The organism is Rhizobium sp. A22-96, assembly GCF_053521805.1.
In genome coordinates this window covers 178191-194324 of record NZ_JBNWDQ010000006.1, presented here as the reverse complement: position 1 = coordinate 194324, position 16134 = coordinate 178191, and the positions used below count along the sequence as shown (strand labels likewise).

The following is a 16134-nucleotide window of genomic DNA, read 5'->3' as shown; positions in this document are numbered from 1 at the left end:
TCGGGAGGAGAACATCATGGACGCTCAAACACTGACCAGCCGGCGCAGCCAAAAAGTTTGGCTTTCGGCCGATTGCGGCGATCTCGATCATTTCAGGGACATGGTCGAAAAAACTGCAAATCCCTCGGACTGGCCGTTGGCGGCAAGTATCGAGAAGAACATCCTCATTTATGATGGCGATCTGGTTCGGAGTACCGCCGAGGATGAAGACAAGCGGTGCGAGCTGATGGCTGAGTGGGTCGAAGCCTTTACCGCAGGGCCGGGCATCATCGTCATCAAGAATGCCCTGCCGGATGCTGCGGTCGTTGATCGGGCTACCGCCGTGTTCGAAGCCATCGTCCGCGACGAGAAAGAGAAGGGCAAGGGGGCAGGCGATCACTTTGCCAAGCCTGGCGCCAATGATCGCATCTGGAACTCCTTGGAGAAACATTGCCTGGCGGACCCCGAGAATTTCGCTCACTACTACGCCTCGACTGCCGTCGCGATGGTATCGGAAGCCTGGCTGGGCGTGGGCTACCAGATGACCGCGCAGATGAACCGGGTGAACCCCGGCGGTACGGCGCAGAAGCCGCATCGCGATTATCATCTCGGCTTCATGACGCCGCGGCAGATGCAGGCCTATCCCGGCCATATCCATGCGGTTTCGCCACTTCTGACCCTGCAGGGAGCGGTCGCGCATTGCGATATGCCGCTCGAAAGTGGACCGACGCTCTTCCTGCCCTATTCGCAAACCTTTTTCGAAGGCTATATCGCTTTCGGACGCTCGGAGTTTCAGGCCTATTTCGCCGAGCATCACGTGCAGCTGCCACTGGAAAAGGGCGATGCCGTCTTCTTCAACCCGGCGGTCATGCATGGCGCCGGCAACAATGTCTCGAAGGATATCTACCGCATGGCAAACCTCCTGCAGGTGTCATCGGCCTTTGGGCGGGCCATGGAAAGTGTCAACAGAAGCCGTATGTCGGTGACGGCCTATCCGGCGCTGCTCGCCGCCGTTCAGGCAGGTGCGCTCAGCCGCGCTGAGGCGGCGAATGTGATCGCATCGACGGCCGAAGGCTATGCCTTCCCCACCAATCTCGACAGCGATCCGCCGGTCGGAGGCCTCGCGCCGAAAACACAGGCTCAAATCATGGCTGAGGCCCTTGATGCGGGGATGGATGCGGGGCAGTTTGCCGAGCTGATCGCCGCACATGCGGCACGCAGGGAGGCGTGAGGATTCTATGAACCGACTGGATGGAAAATTTGCCGTGGTGACCGGTGGCACGCAGGGCTTGGGTGCGGAGGTTGCGCGTCTCTTTGCCGAACGCGGGGCGGCAGGGATCACGATCTGCGGCCGCAGCACCGCAAAGGGTGAGGCCAAGGCGCGGGAGATTGGTGAGCGATACGGCACGCCGGTCGTCTTCGTTGCGGCCGATCTCGGCCGCGTCGAGGACTGCCGCAAGGTCATAGAGGCTGCGGCTGGGCAGTTTGGCCGGATCGACGCCCTGGTCAACGTCGCGGCGACCACTGATCGGGGAACCATTCTCGACACCAGCCCGGAACTGTTCGATCAGATCTTCGCCATCAATGTGCGCGCGCCGTTCTTCCTTATGCAGGACGCAATCAAGAACATGATCGCCAACGGCGTCGAGGGCACGATCGTCAATATCTCCTCGATGTCGTCGATGGCCGGGCAGCCCTTCATCAGCGCCTATTGCTCGTCCAAGGGCGCGCTCGACACGCTGACCCGTAACACTGCCTTCTCGCTGCTCAGAAACCGGATCAGGGTCAATGCGCTCAACATCGGCTGGATGTCGAGCGATGGCGAGGACCGTATCCAGCGGGAGTATCATGGCGCTGCCGATGACTGGTTGGAAAAGGCAGCCGCCAGCCAGCCCTTCGGCCGGCTGGTCGATCCGGCCGAGGTAGCGCGCGCCGTCGCCTATCTGTCCTCCGAGGAATCCGGACTGATGACCGGTGCGACGATCAATCTGGATCAATCGATCTGGGGTGCCTATGAGGGCACGCCGCACCCGCAGAAGGCGATGTAAGGTATATGATTGGGCGGGAGGGCAACGCCCTCCCGCTGACGACGGGGTGTTGCGTCTCGACGCGAAGCGCCAACCAGCCGTTTCGAGTGGCCTAGAAGCCTTTGATGGAGCCGTCGGACCACACCATCTTGCCGCCGCGGATCGTGCTGCGCACCCGTGGCACACGGCCGCGCTCGGCGATCACGAGATCGGCGCGCAGCCCTGCGGCGATCCGGCCGCGGTCATTGAGGCCGAGCGCCTTTGCCGGGTTGGCGCTTGCCAAGGCAGCCGAGGCGGGAAGGCCGCCGGTGCCGATTTCCGCAAGCGCGATGACAGCCGGAAGAATGGCTGACGGATGATAGTCGCTGGCGAGGATATCGAGGACGCCGGCCTCATAGGCTTCACGGGCGGAGAGATTGCCGGAATAGGACAGGCCTCGCAATGCATTCGGGGCACCCATCGCGGTCGCCAATCCGAGTTTCCTGGCTTCCGTTGCCGTCGCGATATTGATCGGAAACTCGCTGATCGCCGCACCGAGGCTGTGCAGCAGCGCGACCTTCTCGATCGTGTCGTCATCATGGGAGGCCAGCACGACACCGTGCTCGCGCGCCAGATCCGCCAGTCCGTTGATGATGTCCGTGCTGTCGCCGTGTTCGGTGCGGGCCGCCATGCGCTGCTTCACAAGATCTGCAGCCTGGGCTTCGCTGATCTTCTTTGCCTTTGCCGTATTGGCGATATGCAATTCGATATCGCGGTATTGCCCCTGGCCCGGCGTATGGTCCATGAGCGAAATCAGGTGGAGCGCGCCGGCGTCGATCAGCGCCCTTGCTTCTTTCAAAGCAGGCAGGAAGGTCACCTCGAAGCGGCCGTGGACGCGGTGGTCGATCAAGAGTTCGTCTCGCATCGATGCGAGTTTTTCGATCATTGCTCGGGTATTTTCCGCCGAGCGGACATGGCCATAGGTTGCCGGGGTGAAGGCAACAGCCGCATAGGCGGTCGTCACGCCGTTGGCAGCAAGCATCTTGTCGAGGTCGTAGACGCCGAGTTCCAGCGGCATTCGGACATTGACCCGCGGCTCCACGCATTTCTCGATCATATCGCCATGCATGTCGACGAAGCCGGGCAGCAGAAACCGGCCGTGGCCGTCTACATCTGCGCCCTCGACCGGCCGTTCGCTGATCTCTGCGATCAGCCCCTCTTCGATCCTGACGGCGCCGCGCTCGATCACGCGGTCCTGTAATACAATCTCAAAATTACTCAGCCACATCGTCTTGCTCGTCCTCGATCTTGATGGCTTCCAGATATAATTCCCGGTCGATCAATGCCCTTACATCTTCGGGATGGTGAAAGACACCGATCATTGCAACGCCGGATGCCTTGAGTTGCGCCAATCTTTCGACCAGTGCCTTGCGTGCCGCATGATCGAGCGAGGCAGTCGGCTCGTCCAGCAGCAGCAGGCGTTGCGGCAGGATCAGCGCACGGGCCAGATTGACCTTCTGCTGCTCGCCGCCTGAGAATGTGGAGGGATAGGCAGACCAGAGCTGCTTCTTCACACCGAAAGCGTCGAGCCAGCGCCGCGCTTCGGTAAGGGACTCTGCATGTGATTTGCCGGCGAGCCTCAGCGGCTCGGCAACAAGCTCCTCCGCCGCGACACGCGGACGCGCATTCAGGAACTGGGTGACGAAGCCGATTTCACGCCGGCGCAGGACGGCGATATCGACATCGGCGGCAGTCGCGAGATCGATGATCCCTTCCTTCGTATGATAATAGACGTGGCCGCCACGCGGCAGGTAGGAACGATAGAGTGTACGCAGCAATGTCGATTTACCCGCGCCATTCTCCCCTTTGAGCAGAATGAATTCGCCTTCGCCGAGCTCGAAGTCGATATTCTCGAAGGCAAACAGTGTGCGCTTCAAATGATGCATTTCGAATTGCTTCGAGAGACCTTCGACGCGCAACACCGGAGCTGGAACTTGTCGGGTGGAAACCTGAATGTTCATCGTCTTTCCCTCAAAGCTTCGCGTGCACGAGTTGCTGCGTATAGGCGTGCTGTGGGTCCTGGAAGATCTGGTCGGCGAGGCCCTGTTCGACCACCATGCCGTGCCGCATGACCAGAACCCGGTCCGCCATGGTGCGGATGACGCCGAGATCATGCGATACCAGAACCATGGTGATGGAGCGGTCGCGCTGCAGGCGCTTCAGCGTATCGAGAACCAGAGCCTGGACGCTGACGTCGAGGCCGGTCGTCGGCTCGTCGAGCAGCAAGACGGCAGGTTCAAGCGCGATCGCCTTGGCGAGCTGCACGCGCTGCTGCATGCCACCGGAAAGCTCGTTCGGCCGGGCGTCCATGCGCTCGATCGGAAATTCCGACGCGTCAAGGGATTGGCGTGCCCTTTCGCGCAGCTCGGCGAAATTGCGATTGCCGGCAATCAGCAGGCGTTCGGCGACATTGCCACTGCTGGTGTGGTTCATCAGCAAGCCGAGATGCGGGTTCTGATAGACAATGCCGATGTGATGCGCCCTCAGCATCCGCCGCTCAAAGCGATCGAGTGTGAAGAGATTGCGGCCCTCATGTCCTGGGAGCGCCAGATTATAGGTGCCGGTATCGGGCGTATCCTCAAGGTTCATCATCCTGAGGAGCGTCGACTTGCCGGAACCGGATTCGCCGACGATCCCGAGCACTTCGCCCGGATAGACGGTGACGTCGACGCCGGCAAGCGCTCGCACGTCACCATAGTTCCGCGCGACATCGCGCATCGTCAGAATGGGGTCTGCAAGCATCAGTCTCGGCGGCTGGCGGATCGGCTCCGCTGGTCTTGCGAGGTCAAGGTTGGCCATCAGTCCATCCTTCCATTGTTGTACCAGGTCTCGCCGATCTCGACCGCTTCGGCCTCAGTCTTGCGGATATGCTTGACGCCGAAATGACTGTCGGACAATTCGTATTGCGAGGAGCCATTCTCCTGGGGAATCTCATTCATGAAGAAGCCGGTGACATTGCTGCGGTAACAGGTCTTGTCCTGGTGATCTTCGACCCGGTAGGGCACATCGTCGAAGACCAAAGGCTCGACGCGCGTATAGGGCGGCACGGCAAAGATGCGTTTCTCGCGCCCAGCCGAAAGGATCGTCAGATGGTCGGCCTGGTTGAGCTTCGGCACATCCCAACGCGGGATCGGCGATGGTGTCATAACGTGTCGACCGTTGACCATGCTGGGATAGCTTGATCCCTGCATGATGCGGCCGGATTTGACGAGTTGTTCATAGAGGATGAGCCAGAGCTGGCCGTAATCGGCATCGCCATGCATCTCGCGCGCCACCGACATGTCAGGCTGGACCGGGCGCAAAGGCTCCGGGTTCGGAACCTGCAGCACCAGGATCTGATCCTCGTGCAGCTTTTCCTCCGGAATTCGGTGGCGCGACTGGATGATGGTTGCAGCCATCGTGTCCTCGGTCTCGACTGCGCCGCCGACGCGGGCGACGAATTTGCGGATGCTGCTGGCATTGACGGAATCATCCGAACCCTGGTCGATCACTTTTACGACCGAGGTTGGCTTGAGCAGCGTCAGCGTCACCTGCAGGCCACCCGTTCCCCAGCCGCGGGCGATCGGCACTTCGCGGCTGGCATAGGGCACTTGATAGCCAGGCACGGCAATCGCCTTCAGAATGCGGCGGCGCATTTCGCGCTTGGCGGATTCATCGAGGAAGCCATAGTTGAAGGCCATCCAGGGCTTTGTCAGATCCTGCAGTTTCATAGTGCGACCTCCTCTTGTCGTGAGGGAAGCTTGTCGGTGTCCGCAGGTTTTGCGGCCGCGTTCTTGTCCGTCTTGACGCGGCGCAGTGCATCCAGGCTGGACTGGAACGTGACATAGTGCGGAAGCTTGAAGTGGATGCAGAAGCCGGAGCTTTCGACCGGCTCGGTATGATAGAGCACGAATTCCTCATTGGCGGCCGGATGCGGATTGGGTTGGCTGGAGGCGAGATCAAGCGTCGCAGCGGCGATGACCTTTACCTCGTTCCAGCCGAAGGTGGCCGAGAAGCCCAGTTCCAGCTCTCTCGATTTCGAGATGACTTCGGTCTGGCTGACGCGAACGCGGCCGGCGCTGAACACCGTGCCGCAGGGATGGCGCAGACGGACCGGTGCTTCGGCCAGGCGCAATTCATTGACGGTTGGATGCACGGAGCTATAGCCGCGCATGGTTGAATATCCGAGCGCCAGGGTTCCGCCGGTATCGGCGCGCGCCAGGCTCTGCAGTTTATGTGCCCGCGTTGCGGGAAAGAGCAGCGGTTCGCGCGTCAGGTCAGGGATATCGTCGGGCGCGACCGTTTCGACCGGGTGCTCCGGAATAAGACCTTGCGCCTTCTGCCAACTGGTGAGCGAAGGTTGGCTCGCAGGCGCCGGTTCGGCGGCCGGGATCACCGGCTCGGGCACATAGTCCACGCCCTTCAGCACATCGACCTGCAGCAGGCGATGCGAATAATCGAGCGTCGGCCCGAGGATCTGACCGCCCGGAATATCCTTAAAGGCGGCCGAGATGCGGCGAACGGTGAAAAGATCCGTCTGGCCGACTGGTTCTGCAACGGCAATCCTCGGTTGCGTCGTGCGGTAGGCGCGCAGCAGCAGGATCGCCTCATAGAGATCGCCGCCAGCCTGCGCCAAAGCGAGGGCAGCGAGATCGGGCTCATAAAGCGACGCCTCGCCCATCACTCGGTCGATGAGATAGGGAAGGCCGGTCTTGACCGCTTCGACACGCTCGCGGGTGATCGCGCCGAGATCGCCGCGGAAGAGCCGCTCGGCCTGGTCGATGGCATATTCGCCACCTCGGGTTGCTACATAGGCCATCAGAGCACCTCGATTGTGGTTGAGCGGGGAATGCCGAGCAGGCGCTTGCTGTCGACGAGATAGAGGTCCCAGCCGAGCGGATAGCGGATCGCCTTGCGGCGCATCTGCCAGAAGCCGGGGTCGATGCCGTCAATCTCGATCGTGATGCTGTCCTTAATGCCGGGGCCGGTGAGGCGCAGCCGCTGCCCGATGCCGAACTTTGCAGTCACGAATAGGGTCGCGGCATCATCCGGATAGGCGAGGGTGCCGATGCGCAACGACGAGAGAGCCTCGACGCTTTCGGCGGAGTCGATCGCCGCGAAAACATAGTCTGCCTCGGCAAGCGGTGCTCGCCGAGCCCCGGTTGTGGCCAACATCGTGTCCAAAGACGGATCATTCGGAGCGTGGAAGCTGCATTCGCGATCAAGCAGGCTCTCTGCGAGGATCCAGAAGCCTTCTCCCGGCATCTCGCGTAGCTGGCCGGGCCGGCTGAGTGCCCACATGAGTTCTTCGAAGGTCGCGTTGGTGCGGGTGTCGTCCAGGGTAGGCAGAAGATTGTGTGCCATGGTCAGAACGTCTCCATCTGCACGCGGGTCGCTTCGACTTTTTGCAGCAGCAGCCGATCCTCTGCTTCCTGATGACGCCGTTCGGCATCCAGAAGTTCAAGGATGATGTCGGCCTGATGGCCGGCGGTGATCGCCGCATCGATGATCGCCATCGCCATGGCATGCTCGAGATCCCGGCCGATGACCGCGCCATAACCTTCGACAGATCGCTCCGGCACGCGGATATGCGCCTCGGACACCAGAACCTCGCCCAGATGAAAGGCCGTGCCGCAGACCGTATCGGTCAGTGGAAGCATGGCAAGGCCGGTGCGGTTGACGAGAACGGCGACCTCGCCGAGCGTGTCGAGCACCTGTTCGGCAACCGCCTTTATGTTGGCAGGACGGCCTGCGGCAAGAATTTCCAGCGTCTGCGCATGAATATAGGATTCACGGACCGGACTACCGGTCTTCTCCTCGGTCATGGTCTTCTTCCTTGGCAGTTGTGGTTCGTTCAGGCTGGACGCCTGACGTCAAAGACATTCGAATAATTTCTATAATCATCCGAATGAATTGTCCATGCCGTTTCGCTGCGCAAGGGCGATATTTCTGATCCCGAAGGAGGGGGATGCTCAGCCTTCGCGCCGGCGCAACCATTCCGCCGTCACGCGGCTTGCTTCCCGCGCCGCGGCTGCCGGCTCCAGCCCTTCCAGCAAGGCGAACAGCAAGGCGCCGGCAAACCGATCCCCTGCGCCGATCGTATTTGCGGTATCGACCTTTGCCGCCGGCTCCACTTCCACGGTCGTCGATCCATCGAACAGGCTGATCGGGCGAGGCCCATCGGTCAGCACAAGCATCTTCAGGCGCGGACCGGCGATTTGACCGGCGCGCAGCCAAGCGACGTGGAGATCATCCGCGATATCGTCACGGGAGGAGATCACATAGTCGGCGGGACGCGGCGTTGCAGGCCGCAGCGGAAATTGGGAGATGACGAGCGGCTGGGCATCGATCTGACCGACAAGGCTTTCGTCGAGGCTGAGCGCATTGATGTAGACGCCCGCGCTCGAGAGTTTCTCGCTGGCCGTTAACGGCGCCAATTGCCTCGTGGGTGCGAGGATGGTCCTCTCTCCATTCGGTTCGAGGAAGATTTCCAGCGGCATGGTCTCGCCCGGCGCCATCATGATGTATTGGCTGTCGAAGCCATCGGCGACGAGAGATTTCAGCGCTGCTTGCCCCTGTTCGTCCTGCATCAGCCGCGAAAGGATGGCGACGTTGGCTCCCAGTTCCAGAAGCTGTCGACCCGTATAGAAGGCACCGCCGCCGAGCCGGGTTGTCCGGGATGAGAACTGTATCCGCCGGCCCGGCACCAGTGGTGCGTCCAGCTGCCATATGCGATCGTGGTTCACCGATCCGATAACAATTACACGGGGCATGCTCTGCCTATCTGTCGTCAATGCCGGGGGCCAGCGCATCGACGATGAAGCGCTGTGCCAGCAGGAATATCAGAAGAACGGGTACGATCGACAGCAAACTCGTGGCCATCAGTGGTCCCCATGCCCGATCGGCTCCCTCGAGATCGGCAAAGGAAGCAATGCCGGTCGTCAGCGTCTTCTTGAAGGCGTCGTCCAGCACGAGCTGACCCCAGAGATAGATGTTCCAGGCGCCCATGAAGGAGATGACCGAAAGCGCCGCGATCGCCGGGATGACATTTGGCAGGCCGATCTCGATGAATTGCCGCCCCAGGCCGCTGCCATCCATCCGCGCTGCCTCGAACATCGAGGCCGGCAGCGACCGGAACGCCTGCCGCATGTAGAAGACGTAGAAGCCGATATAGGGGATCGACGGAATGATCATCGCTCCATAGGTGTTGAAGGCCTGCAGTTTAACGACGGCGATATAGGTCGGGATGATCGCCAGCACGCTCGGAAAGGACATGGTGGCGATGACGAACCAGAAGAGTGTCTGCCGTCCCGGAAATTCCAGCCGCCCGAAGGCAAAACCCGCAGGGACGGCGAGAATGAGCTTTCCGATGGTGATGAGGGTAGCCGTCAGCAACGAATTCCACAGCCACATCCAGATGGGATGACGGCTGGCGGCAACGGTGAAGTTCGATAATGTCGGATCTTCCGGCCAAAGTCGAACCGACTTCGACATGATGATCTCGTTCGGCGTGAAGGCAGCCGAAACCATCCAGACCAGCGGAAATACGGTGACAATGCAGATCGCCAGCAGCGCGATATGAAGCAGCAGCCGGTGCAGCTTCGAGCCAAGATTGTTCATCTGTAGTGGACCCGCTTTTCGCTGACGCGGAACTGCAACCAGGTCACGGCAAGCACGAGCACGATGATGATGACGGCAACGGCACTTGCGGGTCCGAACTGGAAGAACAGCAGTCCTTGCTGCCACAGGAAATACAGCAGGCTCGAACTGGCGCCCGCAGGCCCGCCATGGGTCAGGACGTCGATAATGCCGACAATGTCATCGAGGACGTGGAAAAAGGTGGTGACGCTGATGAAGAAGGCCGTCGGCGTCATCAGCGGCAGGCTGATGTTGAAGAAATGCCGCAGCGAGCCCGCGCCATCGAGCTGCGATGCCTCACGCAGTTGATGCGGCAGGTTTGCCAGCGCCGCCAGCCAGAGAAGCATGTTGAGGCCGAAGGTTTTCCAGAATGTCACGAGGCTCACGCACAGCAGCGCCAGGCTCGGATCGGTGTGCCAACGCGACGGCGGAAAGCCGAAATAGCCAAGGATTTCGTTGAACAGGCCGTTGATGGGGTTGAACAACCAAGACCAGGCGACGCCCGCGACGGAATAGGCGACGATCGTCGGCAGAAACAGGCTGCCGCGATAAAAGGCCTGCATCGGGTTCTTGCGCACCGAATGAAGCATGACTGCAAAGATCAATGGCACGATAATCTCGGCCGGGATGAGGACTACGCAATAGAGCAGCGTATTCCAGGCCGCGGCGCGAAAATCGGCATTAGCGAAAACGGACGCATAATTGTCCAAGCCGACGAAGCGGATGTCCGACGACAGCAGATTCCAGTCGATTACGGACAGCACCATCGAAGCGATGAGCGGGCCATAGAGGAATATCGCAACGGCGAGAACGGCTGGCCCCACGAACAGATAGGGGGCCAGCGATCTAAGACGAAATGGCATGATGCTGTGCCTATGCCGAAATCAGGCCTGTCAGCTCGTCATGAGCGCCCTTGATGCCGTCGGCGACAGTCGTCTCCTTAAGCAACATGCGCGAAACCCACTTGCGCCACACGGCCTGACCTTCGAGGCCACGCTTGCCCGGCCAGATGGTTTCTGCGGTCAAGCCGTCCATCAGCTGGCCGGCTGCCGGCTTCATGAAGTCGTTGATCAGGGGAATGTCATGCGTCGACGTGTTGAGGTAGCCGGTCTGCGACCAGAGCGCTTGGCCTTCCTTCGACGCGCAGAATTCAAGGAAGGCGAGCGAGGCTTCCGCCTGTTCCTTGTTGCGGGTGTAGACGGCGATGAAATTGCCACCGCTGTTCATCTTGCGTGCATGGCCGGGAAGGCTCGGGAACTTGGTCGTGACGGCTTTTGCAGCGCCGAACGGGAAGGTGACGGCCGAGGTCGAGCTGGTCGTGCAGATGGCAAGGGCACCGGATTGGAATGCGGCGGTCTGTTCCTTGTCGCTGACGGGGAGCCAAAGGCCCTCATGCGCCGGAGCGCAATATTCCGTCATGCCGGCGATGGCTTCGGGGCTGTTCAAGGCCAGCTTGCCGGCCGGGTCGATAATGAAGCCGCCCGCGTTCTGGATGAAGGACTGGCTCGTCCATTCGTTGTTGGAGAGCGAGATCGGCGAACGATAGGTCGGATGCTTGCCCTTCAGCGCGGCATCGAGCTTGCGGGCACTGTCGTAAAGCCACGTCGTATCCGGTGTTTCCGGCAGGTTCGGATCGAGCCCGGCTGCCTGCCAAATCTCGCTGTTGATATAGGTGATCGGTGTCGACATGGCCCAAGGAAGGCCGATGACCGCGCCATCAATGGTGACGAGCGGCAGCACGGAAGAACGGAAATTGGCAAGGATGGCCTCTGCCTTCGCGGCATTGATTTCACGCAGATCGCGGGCGCCAAGCGTGCGCTTGGCGAAATAGCCAAATTTCCAGCCGGTGATCATCATCGCAGGCGGACGACCGGCGGCGATGCTGGCAACCGCCTTTGCGGTCACCGCTTCATAGTCACCGTCGAAGCGGTTCGTAACAGTGACGCCGAGATTCTTGGCGTTGAATGCGTCGACAACCTTCTGGAACGGCTTGTCGGAGCCCCAGGTGCTCGAGATTTCAATGGCCGCATCGGCCGATCGAGCTTTTCCGGTCAGCGCGATGTTTGCGCCGATGACTGCTGTTGTACCTGCAATAAATTGCCGACGATTAAGCTCTACCATTATACCCTCATTATCCGAATGAATAATATATCATCCGAATATTTATCTAATGGTGGCAAATGACATCCGTATGAAGAGGCGTTGGCCTAATGGCAGAAGATCACGGGTAAAATTCGGTTCATCAACGATCCATGGGACGTTCATCATTGAACAGAGATTGAAATACAATGCTGAAGCCGATATATGACATTCGAATGACATGGCTGGATTCGGATGGATGGGCATGGAGAAGAAGTCGCTGCACGGACAATGGCAGCAGGTCGAGAGCGATATTGCCGAGGATATTCTGACCGGCCGTCTGTCGCCCAAGGCACAGCTGCCGACGGAAACCGACCTGATGGACCGTTTCGGCGTCGGGCGTCATACGATACGGCGCGCTATTTCCCGTCTGGAAAGCCGTGGGCTTGTTCTGGTCGAGCAGGGACGCGGAACCTTCGTCAGGGATAGCCGCCTCGACTACCGTTTGTCCGAACGTACGCGTTTCTCCCAGAACCTGCTGGATCAGGGCAGGGAGCCGCTGGGGCAGGCCATCCACGAAGAAGTGGTTCCCGCTCCCGAGTTCATCGCCGAAGCTTTGCGGCTTCCGCACGGAGAGCCGGTCTATCATATCGTCCGCCGCGGCTTCGCCGACGACGAGCCGATAAACTATTCGCACGCCTATTATCCCGTACGCCGTTTCCCCGGCTTTGACGAAGCGCGGCGGGGCGGGCGGAGCGTGACCGTGATTCTGGCCGAGTACGGCATACCCGACTATATCCGCCTGCGCACCGACATAATCGTTCGGCTACCGACAAGCGAAGAGGCGAAGCAGCTATCTCAGTCGATGTCCCAGCCGGTGGTGGCGCTTAGAAAGGTCGACGTCGATCTCAAGGGCACACCGATTTCCTATTCGGAGTCGGTTTGGCCGGGTGAGCGTGTGCAGTTCTCGATCGACAATACCAGCCAGCTTCTGGACGTGTTGACGCGCGGCGATGCGGGTTAAACCGGCCTTGGCGGGAGAGCAAATCTGGCTCGATAAACTGACGACCGCAGACGGGCGCTCCCCATATACTAGATGGCCCATTCGGGATCGGTCGTGAAGGCAATGGTCAGCCAGCGGTCCGGGCTTTCATCACCGATCGCCTCACCGATCTCGTCGCGGATACGATCCCATTCCTCCAGTTTTCTCGCCGGTCCATCCTTGGGCACGATGAAGTAAAGCTCGATCTGCTTGCCGCGCCCGACGCGGGCGACATAGGAGCGGTAAGATTCGAAATTGTAGCGCTGGACGACGTCAGTGGCGACACGGTCGACATGCTCCCTCAGATCAGCCGGCGTCATGAGCATGATATCGGCAAATGCCTGTCTGATCGTGCCGGCCGGTATGGGGATGACGATGATGCACACAAGAGCAAGCGCCACAGGGTCGACATAGGGCGACATCCATTGCAGGCTCGTTCCCTGAATGAAGAAGCCGAAGATGAAGGCGATGAGCAGTGCGGTGCTGAGGCCGCCGGTCATCACCCAGGCCTTGGCGTCCAGGGCGATGAAGCTCGATCTGAGCGTCCTGTTCATCCTCTGGGCGTAGACTGCCATGGCGAAAGCAATGATCATTGTCAGCACGGCATAAATGATGGCTTGGTCGAAGGAGAGGTGTCGACCGCCGGCCATGATGCTGGCGACCGCATTGATCAATGCATAGATCGCCGCACCCGTCAGCAGGATGCCGTTGAGCCCGAGCACCATGGGTTCCAGATGCCAGAAACCCATGGTGAAATGCTTGGCGAACCTGCGGCTGCCCTCCGTGTCTGTTGCCGACGAGATGATCAGGTTGGAAACGATCAGCGCGACGATGGTCATGATCGCATCGGTCAAAGCGTAGACACCGTCGAAGACGATGGCGTAGGAGCCGGACAGGACGCCGAAGATGATGCCCGCGGCCGCAAGAACGAACGTCACGATGATGGAGACGCGCAAGACGCCTTGTTCAGTGCTCACTCTTCGATCCTCCTGAGGGATATCTCACACATGCTTCGATCGGTCCTTCTGTATACGGTTATACGACAGCTTTTCACGGCGTCCTAAAACGGGCCAATTGATTGGAGCCCATCGACAAGTGTCGCGATTTTCATGGGCTCCCAAAGGACGCGCTCCGCCCCTGCCGCCTGAACTCACTCGGGGTGACACCGGCCAACTTCTTGAAGTCACGCGCGAAATGGAAGGGGTCGGGATAGCCGCATCTGGCAGCGATCCGTCCGATCTGCTCTTCCGTCACGACGAGCAGTCGTTTGGCGGCGTTGACGCGCTCGTGGCGAAGCCAGTCGACAGGCGTCGTTCCCATCCTCTGACGAAACCGGCGAAACAATTGTGCCTGGCTGAGATTGGCGGCTGCGGCGAGTTCCGCCACGCTCCAGGGGTGTGAAAGATCCGTCCGTACGGTTTCCAGGACGCGTTGCAATCTCTGTACCGCGCCGCTGAGATCGTCGCCATCAGCGCGCTCGGACACCAGCGTCGATATCAGCTGTGCGAGCAAGGCAAAACACCGGCTGTCGGCCAGAAAGCCGCTTGTTTCCACCTCCCTGAGAATGTCTTCGAAAAGTGGCTGCAGATCATGTTGAGCCGCCGTCGCGAAGACAGGATTTCCGCCCACGCCCAGATTATCGAACAGGGTGTCGAGCCCGTGACCGACGAAGCCGAGCCAGAGATACGACCAGTGAGAATGATGCGGCTCACAGCCATGTGAGTAGAGCATTGAGGAGTCGAGCCAGGCGATTGTTCCCTGTTGTAGCAGGTTTGATTGTCCGTTGACGTCAAGCACACCTTTGCCGCTGAGGGTGAGGATCAGGGTATGCTGGTTAAAGCGCTGGGCGATTGGCGCTTCTGTGGGGCCGCAGATCCTCCGCCCAGCGGCCAGGAGCGAATAGGGTAGGGCGCGCGAGAGCCGGCCCGGTGTTTGAAAGAAGACCTCATCGAGGGCGCGGATTTCCGCCGCTGTTGCTTCGTCGACCATGGTGGCCCGACCATATCCGAGGATGAGAGTTTTATCCATATGGGCGCGGTTCGCATCCATGTCTTTCTGTCGTAGGGAAGGTTATTCTGCGCCAGTTTAACCGGAATGGAGGAGATCCAGGTGGCGATGACGGCAACCCAATCATTTGATCCGCTCTCGCAGGCATTCGCAGAGGATCCCTATGCGTCCTATCGCGAACTGCGCGCCAACGAAGGTCCGGTTTATTACGAGCATTTCGATATATGGCTGCTGTCGCGCTACCAGGATGTTGCCGCCGCCGCCGGCGACAAGACGCTGGTGCGCTCGCTTGAATTTTTCCTCTCTCCCGAGGAAATCCAGGAGCACAAGGTTCGGTTGAACTGGCATGATATGCCGAACCATTCGCGCTTCGTGCAGTTCAGCATGCTGGATTCCGATGGCGAAACGCATGACCGTCTGCGGCGCAAGGTTTTCCGCGAATTCACTCCCGCTCTCGTCGCCCGCCAGCGCGGGATGATCCAGGATTTCGTCGACAAGCTGCTCGCCCGGCTGCTCGAAGCGGGAACGATCGATTTCGTCGAGGATCTTGCCTCGGAAGTCCCGGGCCATATCATCGGCTCGGTGCTGGGTGTGCCGGACGAATATGCGGGGCAATTGCGTCGATGGTCGGAACAGGTGGTGCAGTATTTCGACGTCGACCGCAGTGCCGAGCGCAAGGCGATTGCCGAGCGCGCGACGACAGAGTTCTACGAATTGCTCAAAGAACTCATTGCCGATCGCGTGCGCAACCCGCGCGACGATCTTCTCTGTCGGCTCACGCAGGCCTATACCGCCGGCGAGCTCACCGAAGACGAACTCGTTTCCACCTGCATGCTGATCCTGATGGCCGGACACGGCTCGACGATCGACGTGCTGGGCAGCGGAATGCATGCTCTCTTGCAGTATTCAGACGCTCTGACCAAGCTCAGGGAAGCGCCGGCCGCGATGCCGACCGCCATTCAGGAAATGTTCCGGTACGAGTCGCCGCTGCCATTCTTCCATCGCTATCTCACCGAGGAAAAGGTGATCGCGGGCAAGAGCCTGCCGAGGGGCACCAAGGTCGGCCTGCTCTATGGTGCTGCCAATCGTGATCCAGAGCAGTTCGACGCGCCTGACCAATTCAATATCGAGCGAAGCCCCAACCGCCATCTGGCATTCGGCGGCGGTGCGCATTTCTGTCTCGGCAATCACCTCGCCCGTCTCGATATGGAGATCATTTTTACGACGCTGCTCCAGCGTACCCGCTCGATCGAATTGCTGGACGAACGTCCCGCCTACAAGCGCGGACTGTCGGTTCGTGGCCCGCAGCGGCTTAACATCAGGCTTATTCCCGCTTGAGCGGGT

The 16134-nt window shown here is 60.1% G+C and carries 17 protein-coding genes; 4 read left to right on the top strand and 13 right to left on the bottom strand.

Going from position 1 to position 16134, the window contains the following annotated elements; genetic code table 11:
• Nucleotides 1-16: 16 nt before the first annotated feature.
• Both ACQZ6F_RS25655 and ACQZ6F_RS25650 read left to right on the top strand, forming a co-directional pair.
• Entirely contained in the window at nucleotides 17-1210 is a 1194-nt protein-coding gene (locus ACQZ6F_RS25655) for a phytanoyl-CoA dioxygenase family protein (protein WP_449094562.1), read from the top strand.
• 7 nt (nucleotides 1211-1217) lie between these two features.
• Nucleotides 1218-2027 (top strand): SDR family oxidoreductase, encoded by an 810-nt coding sequence (locus tag ACQZ6F_RS25650; RefSeq protein WP_449094561.1) that lies wholly within the window; start codon nucleotides 1218-1220, stop codon nucleotides 2025-2027.
• Nucleotides 2028-2118: 91 nt separating this feature from the next.
• On the opposite strand, the gene ACQZ6F_RS25645 is transcribed toward ACQZ6F_RS25650, so the two are convergent.
• The 11 genes from ACQZ6F_RS25645 to ACQZ6F_RS25595 form a co-directional block, all read right to left on the bottom strand.
• On the bottom strand, nucleotides 2119-3273 hold the full coding sequence (locus ACQZ6F_RS25645; RefSeq protein WP_449094560.1) for an alpha-D-ribose 1-methylphosphonate 5-triphosphate diphosphatase: 1155 nt from the start codon (nucleotides 3271-3273) through the stop codon (nucleotides 2119-2121).
• Nucleotides 3260-4006: a phosphonate C-P lyase system protein PhnL gene (locus ACQZ6F_RS25640; protein ID WP_449094559.1), complete on the bottom strand. Its 747-nt coding sequence runs from the start codon at nucleotides 4004-4006 to the stop codon at nucleotides 3260-3262. Before ACQZ6F_RS25640 ends, ACQZ6F_RS25645 begins: the two co-directional genes overlap by 14 nt.
• A gap of 10 nt (nucleotides 4007-4016) precedes the next feature.
• Nucleotides 4017-4844, bottom strand: coding sequence for an ATP-binding cassette domain-containing protein (locus tag ACQZ6F_RS25635; protein WP_449094558.1), 828 nt, complete (start codon nucleotides 4842-4844; stop codon nucleotides 4017-4019).
• Nucleotides 4844-5755, bottom strand: coding sequence for an alpha-D-ribose 1-methylphosphonate 5-phosphate C-P-lyase PhnJ (locus tag ACQZ6F_RS25630; RefSeq protein ID WP_449094557.1), 912 nt, complete (start codon nucleotides 5753-5755; stop codon nucleotides 4844-4846). The genes ACQZ6F_RS25635 and ACQZ6F_RS25630 overlap by 1 nt, the downstream gene beginning before the upstream one ends.
• Nucleotides 5752-6843 carry a carbon-phosphorus lyase complex subunit PhnI gene (locus tag ACQZ6F_RS25625; protein ID WP_449094556.1) on the bottom strand — a complete coding sequence of 364 codons (1092 nt, stop codon included), beginning with the start codon at nucleotides 6841-6843 and terminating at the stop codon, nucleotides 5752-5754. Before ACQZ6F_RS25625 ends, ACQZ6F_RS25630 begins: the two co-directional genes overlap by 4 nt.
• Nucleotides 6843-7388, bottom strand: a complete 546-nt coding sequence (gene phnH, locus ACQZ6F_RS25620) for a phosphonate C-P lyase system protein PhnH (protein WP_077467397.1) — start codon at nucleotides 7386-7388, stop codon at nucleotides 6843-6845. The genes ACQZ6F_RS25625 and phnH overlap by 1 nt, the downstream gene beginning before the upstream one ends.
• A gap of 2 nt (nucleotides 7389-7390) precedes the next feature.
• Complete coding sequence (locus tag ACQZ6F_RS25615) at nucleotides 7391-7849, bottom strand: phosphonate C-P lyase system protein PhnG (protein ID WP_449094555.1); 459 nt, start codon at nucleotides 7847-7849, stop codon at nucleotides 7391-7393.
• A gap of 147 nt (nucleotides 7850-7996) precedes the next feature.
• A complete protein-coding gene (locus tag ACQZ6F_RS25610) occupies nucleotides 7997-8797 on the bottom strand; it encodes a PfkB family carbohydrate kinase (RefSeq protein ID WP_449094554.1) in 801 nt (266 codons plus the stop codon).
• A 7-nt stretch (nucleotides 8798-8804) separates the two neighbouring features.
• Entirely contained in the window at nucleotides 8805-9644 is an 840-nt protein-coding gene (locus ACQZ6F_RS25605; protein ID WP_449094553.1) for a carbohydrate ABC transporter permease, read from the bottom strand.
• Nucleotides 9641-10525: a carbohydrate ABC transporter permease gene (locus tag ACQZ6F_RS25600; RefSeq protein WP_449094552.1), complete on the bottom strand. Its 885-nt coding sequence runs from the start codon at nucleotides 10523-10525 to the stop codon at nucleotides 9641-9643. The genes ACQZ6F_RS25605 and ACQZ6F_RS25600 overlap by 4 nt, the downstream gene beginning before the upstream one ends.
• Before the next feature lie 10 nt (nucleotides 10526-10535).
• Nucleotides 10536-11783: an extracellular solute-binding protein gene (locus tag ACQZ6F_RS25595; protein WP_449094551.1), complete on the bottom strand. Its 1248-nt coding sequence runs from the start codon at nucleotides 11781-11783 to the stop codon at nucleotides 10536-10538.
• Between the two features lie 223 nt (nucleotides 11784-12006).
• Between ACQZ6F_RS25595 and phnF the strand changes: the two genes are divergently transcribed.
• A complete protein-coding gene (gene phnF, locus ACQZ6F_RS25590; RefSeq protein WP_077467683.1) occupies nucleotides 12007-12765 on the top strand; it encodes a phosphonate metabolism transcriptional regulator PhnF in 759 nt (252 codons plus the stop codon).
• A 68-nt stretch (nucleotides 12766-12833) separates the two neighbouring features.
• Here phnF and ACQZ6F_RS25585 read toward each other — a convergent pair whose 3' ends face one another.
• Together ACQZ6F_RS25585 and ACQZ6F_RS25580 are read right to left on the bottom strand one after the other, a co-directional pair.
• Nucleotides 12834-13760, bottom strand: coding sequence for a cation diffusion facilitator family transporter (locus ACQZ6F_RS25585; protein WP_449094550.1), 927 nt, complete (start codon nucleotides 13758-13760; stop codon nucleotides 12834-12836).
• 130 nt (nucleotides 13761-13890) lie between these two features.
• Complete coding sequence (locus tag ACQZ6F_RS25580; RefSeq protein WP_449096339.1) at nucleotides 13891-14811, bottom strand: helix-turn-helix domain-containing protein; 921 nt, start codon at nucleotides 14809-14811, stop codon at nucleotides 13891-13893.
• An 87-nt stretch (nucleotides 14812-14898) separates the two neighbouring features.
• On the opposite strand from ACQZ6F_RS25580, the gene ACQZ6F_RS25575 reads away from it, so the two are divergent.
• Nucleotides 14899-16128 (top strand): cytochrome P450, encoded by a 1230-nt coding sequence (locus ACQZ6F_RS25575; RefSeq protein WP_449094797.1) that lies wholly within the window; start codon nucleotides 14899-14901, stop codon nucleotides 16126-16128.
• Nucleotides 16129-16134: the final 6 nt, after the last annotated feature.

Coding starts and splice junctions, on each gene's coding strand:
- ACQZ6F_RS25580 (WP_449096339.1), bottom strand. CDS start 14,811: ATGGATAAAACTCTCATCCTCGGATATGGTCGGGCCACCATGGTCGAC.
- ACQZ6F_RS25630 (WP_449094557.1), bottom strand. CDS start 5,755: ATGAAACTGCAGGATCTGACAAAGCCCTGGATGGCCTTCAACTATGGC.
- ACQZ6F_RS25575 (WP_449094797.1), top strand. CDS start 14,899: ATGACGGCAACCCAATCATTTGATCCGCTCTCGCAGGCATTCGCAGAG.
- ACQZ6F_RS25610 (WP_449094554.1), bottom strand. CDS start 8,797: ATGCCCCGTGTAATTGTTATCGGATCGGTGAACCACGATCGCATATGG.
- ACQZ6F_RS25645 (WP_449094560.1), bottom strand. CDS start 3,273: ATGTGGCTGAGTAATTTTGAGATTGTATTACAGGACCGCGTGATCGAG.
- ACQZ6F_RS25655 (WP_449094562.1), top strand. CDS start 17: ATGGACGCTCAAACACTGACCAGCCGGCGCAGCCAAAAAGTTTGGCTT.
- ACQZ6F_RS25600 (WP_449094552.1), bottom strand. CDS start 10,525: ATGCCATTTCGTCTTAGATCGCTGGCCCCCTATCTGTTCGTGGGGCCA.
- phnH (WP_077467397.1), bottom strand. CDS start 7,388: ATGGCACACAATCTTCTGCCTACCCTGGACGACACCCGCACCAACGCG.
- ACQZ6F_RS25625 (WP_449094556.1), bottom strand. CDS start 6,843: ATGGCCTATGTAGCAACCCGAGGTGGCGAATATGCCATCGACCAGGCC.
- ACQZ6F_RS25605 (WP_449094553.1), bottom strand. CDS start 9,644: ATGAACAATCTTGGCTCGAAGCTGCACCGGCTGCTGCTTCATATCGCG.
- ACQZ6F_RS25635 (WP_449094558.1), bottom strand. CDS start 4,844: ATGGCCAACCTTGACCTCGCAAGACCAGCGGAGCCGATCCGCCAGCCG.
- ACQZ6F_RS25615 (WP_449094555.1), bottom strand. CDS start 7,849: ATGACCGAGGAGAAGACCGGTAGTCCGGTCCGTGAATCCTATATTCAT.
- ACQZ6F_RS25595 (WP_449094551.1), bottom strand. CDS start 11,783: ATGGTAGAGCTTAATCGTCGGCAATTTATTGCAGGTACAACAGCAGTC.
- ACQZ6F_RS25650 (WP_449094561.1), top strand. CDS start 1,218: ATGAACCGACTGGATGGAAAATTTGCCGTGGTGACCGGTGGCACGCAG.
- ACQZ6F_RS25640 (WP_449094559.1), bottom strand. CDS start 4,006: ATGAACATTCAGGTTTCCACCCGACAAGTTCCAGCTCCGGTGTTGCGC.
- phnF (WP_077467683.1), top strand. CDS start 12,007: ATGGAGAAGAAGTCGCTGCACGGACAATGGCAGCAGGTCGAGAGCGAT.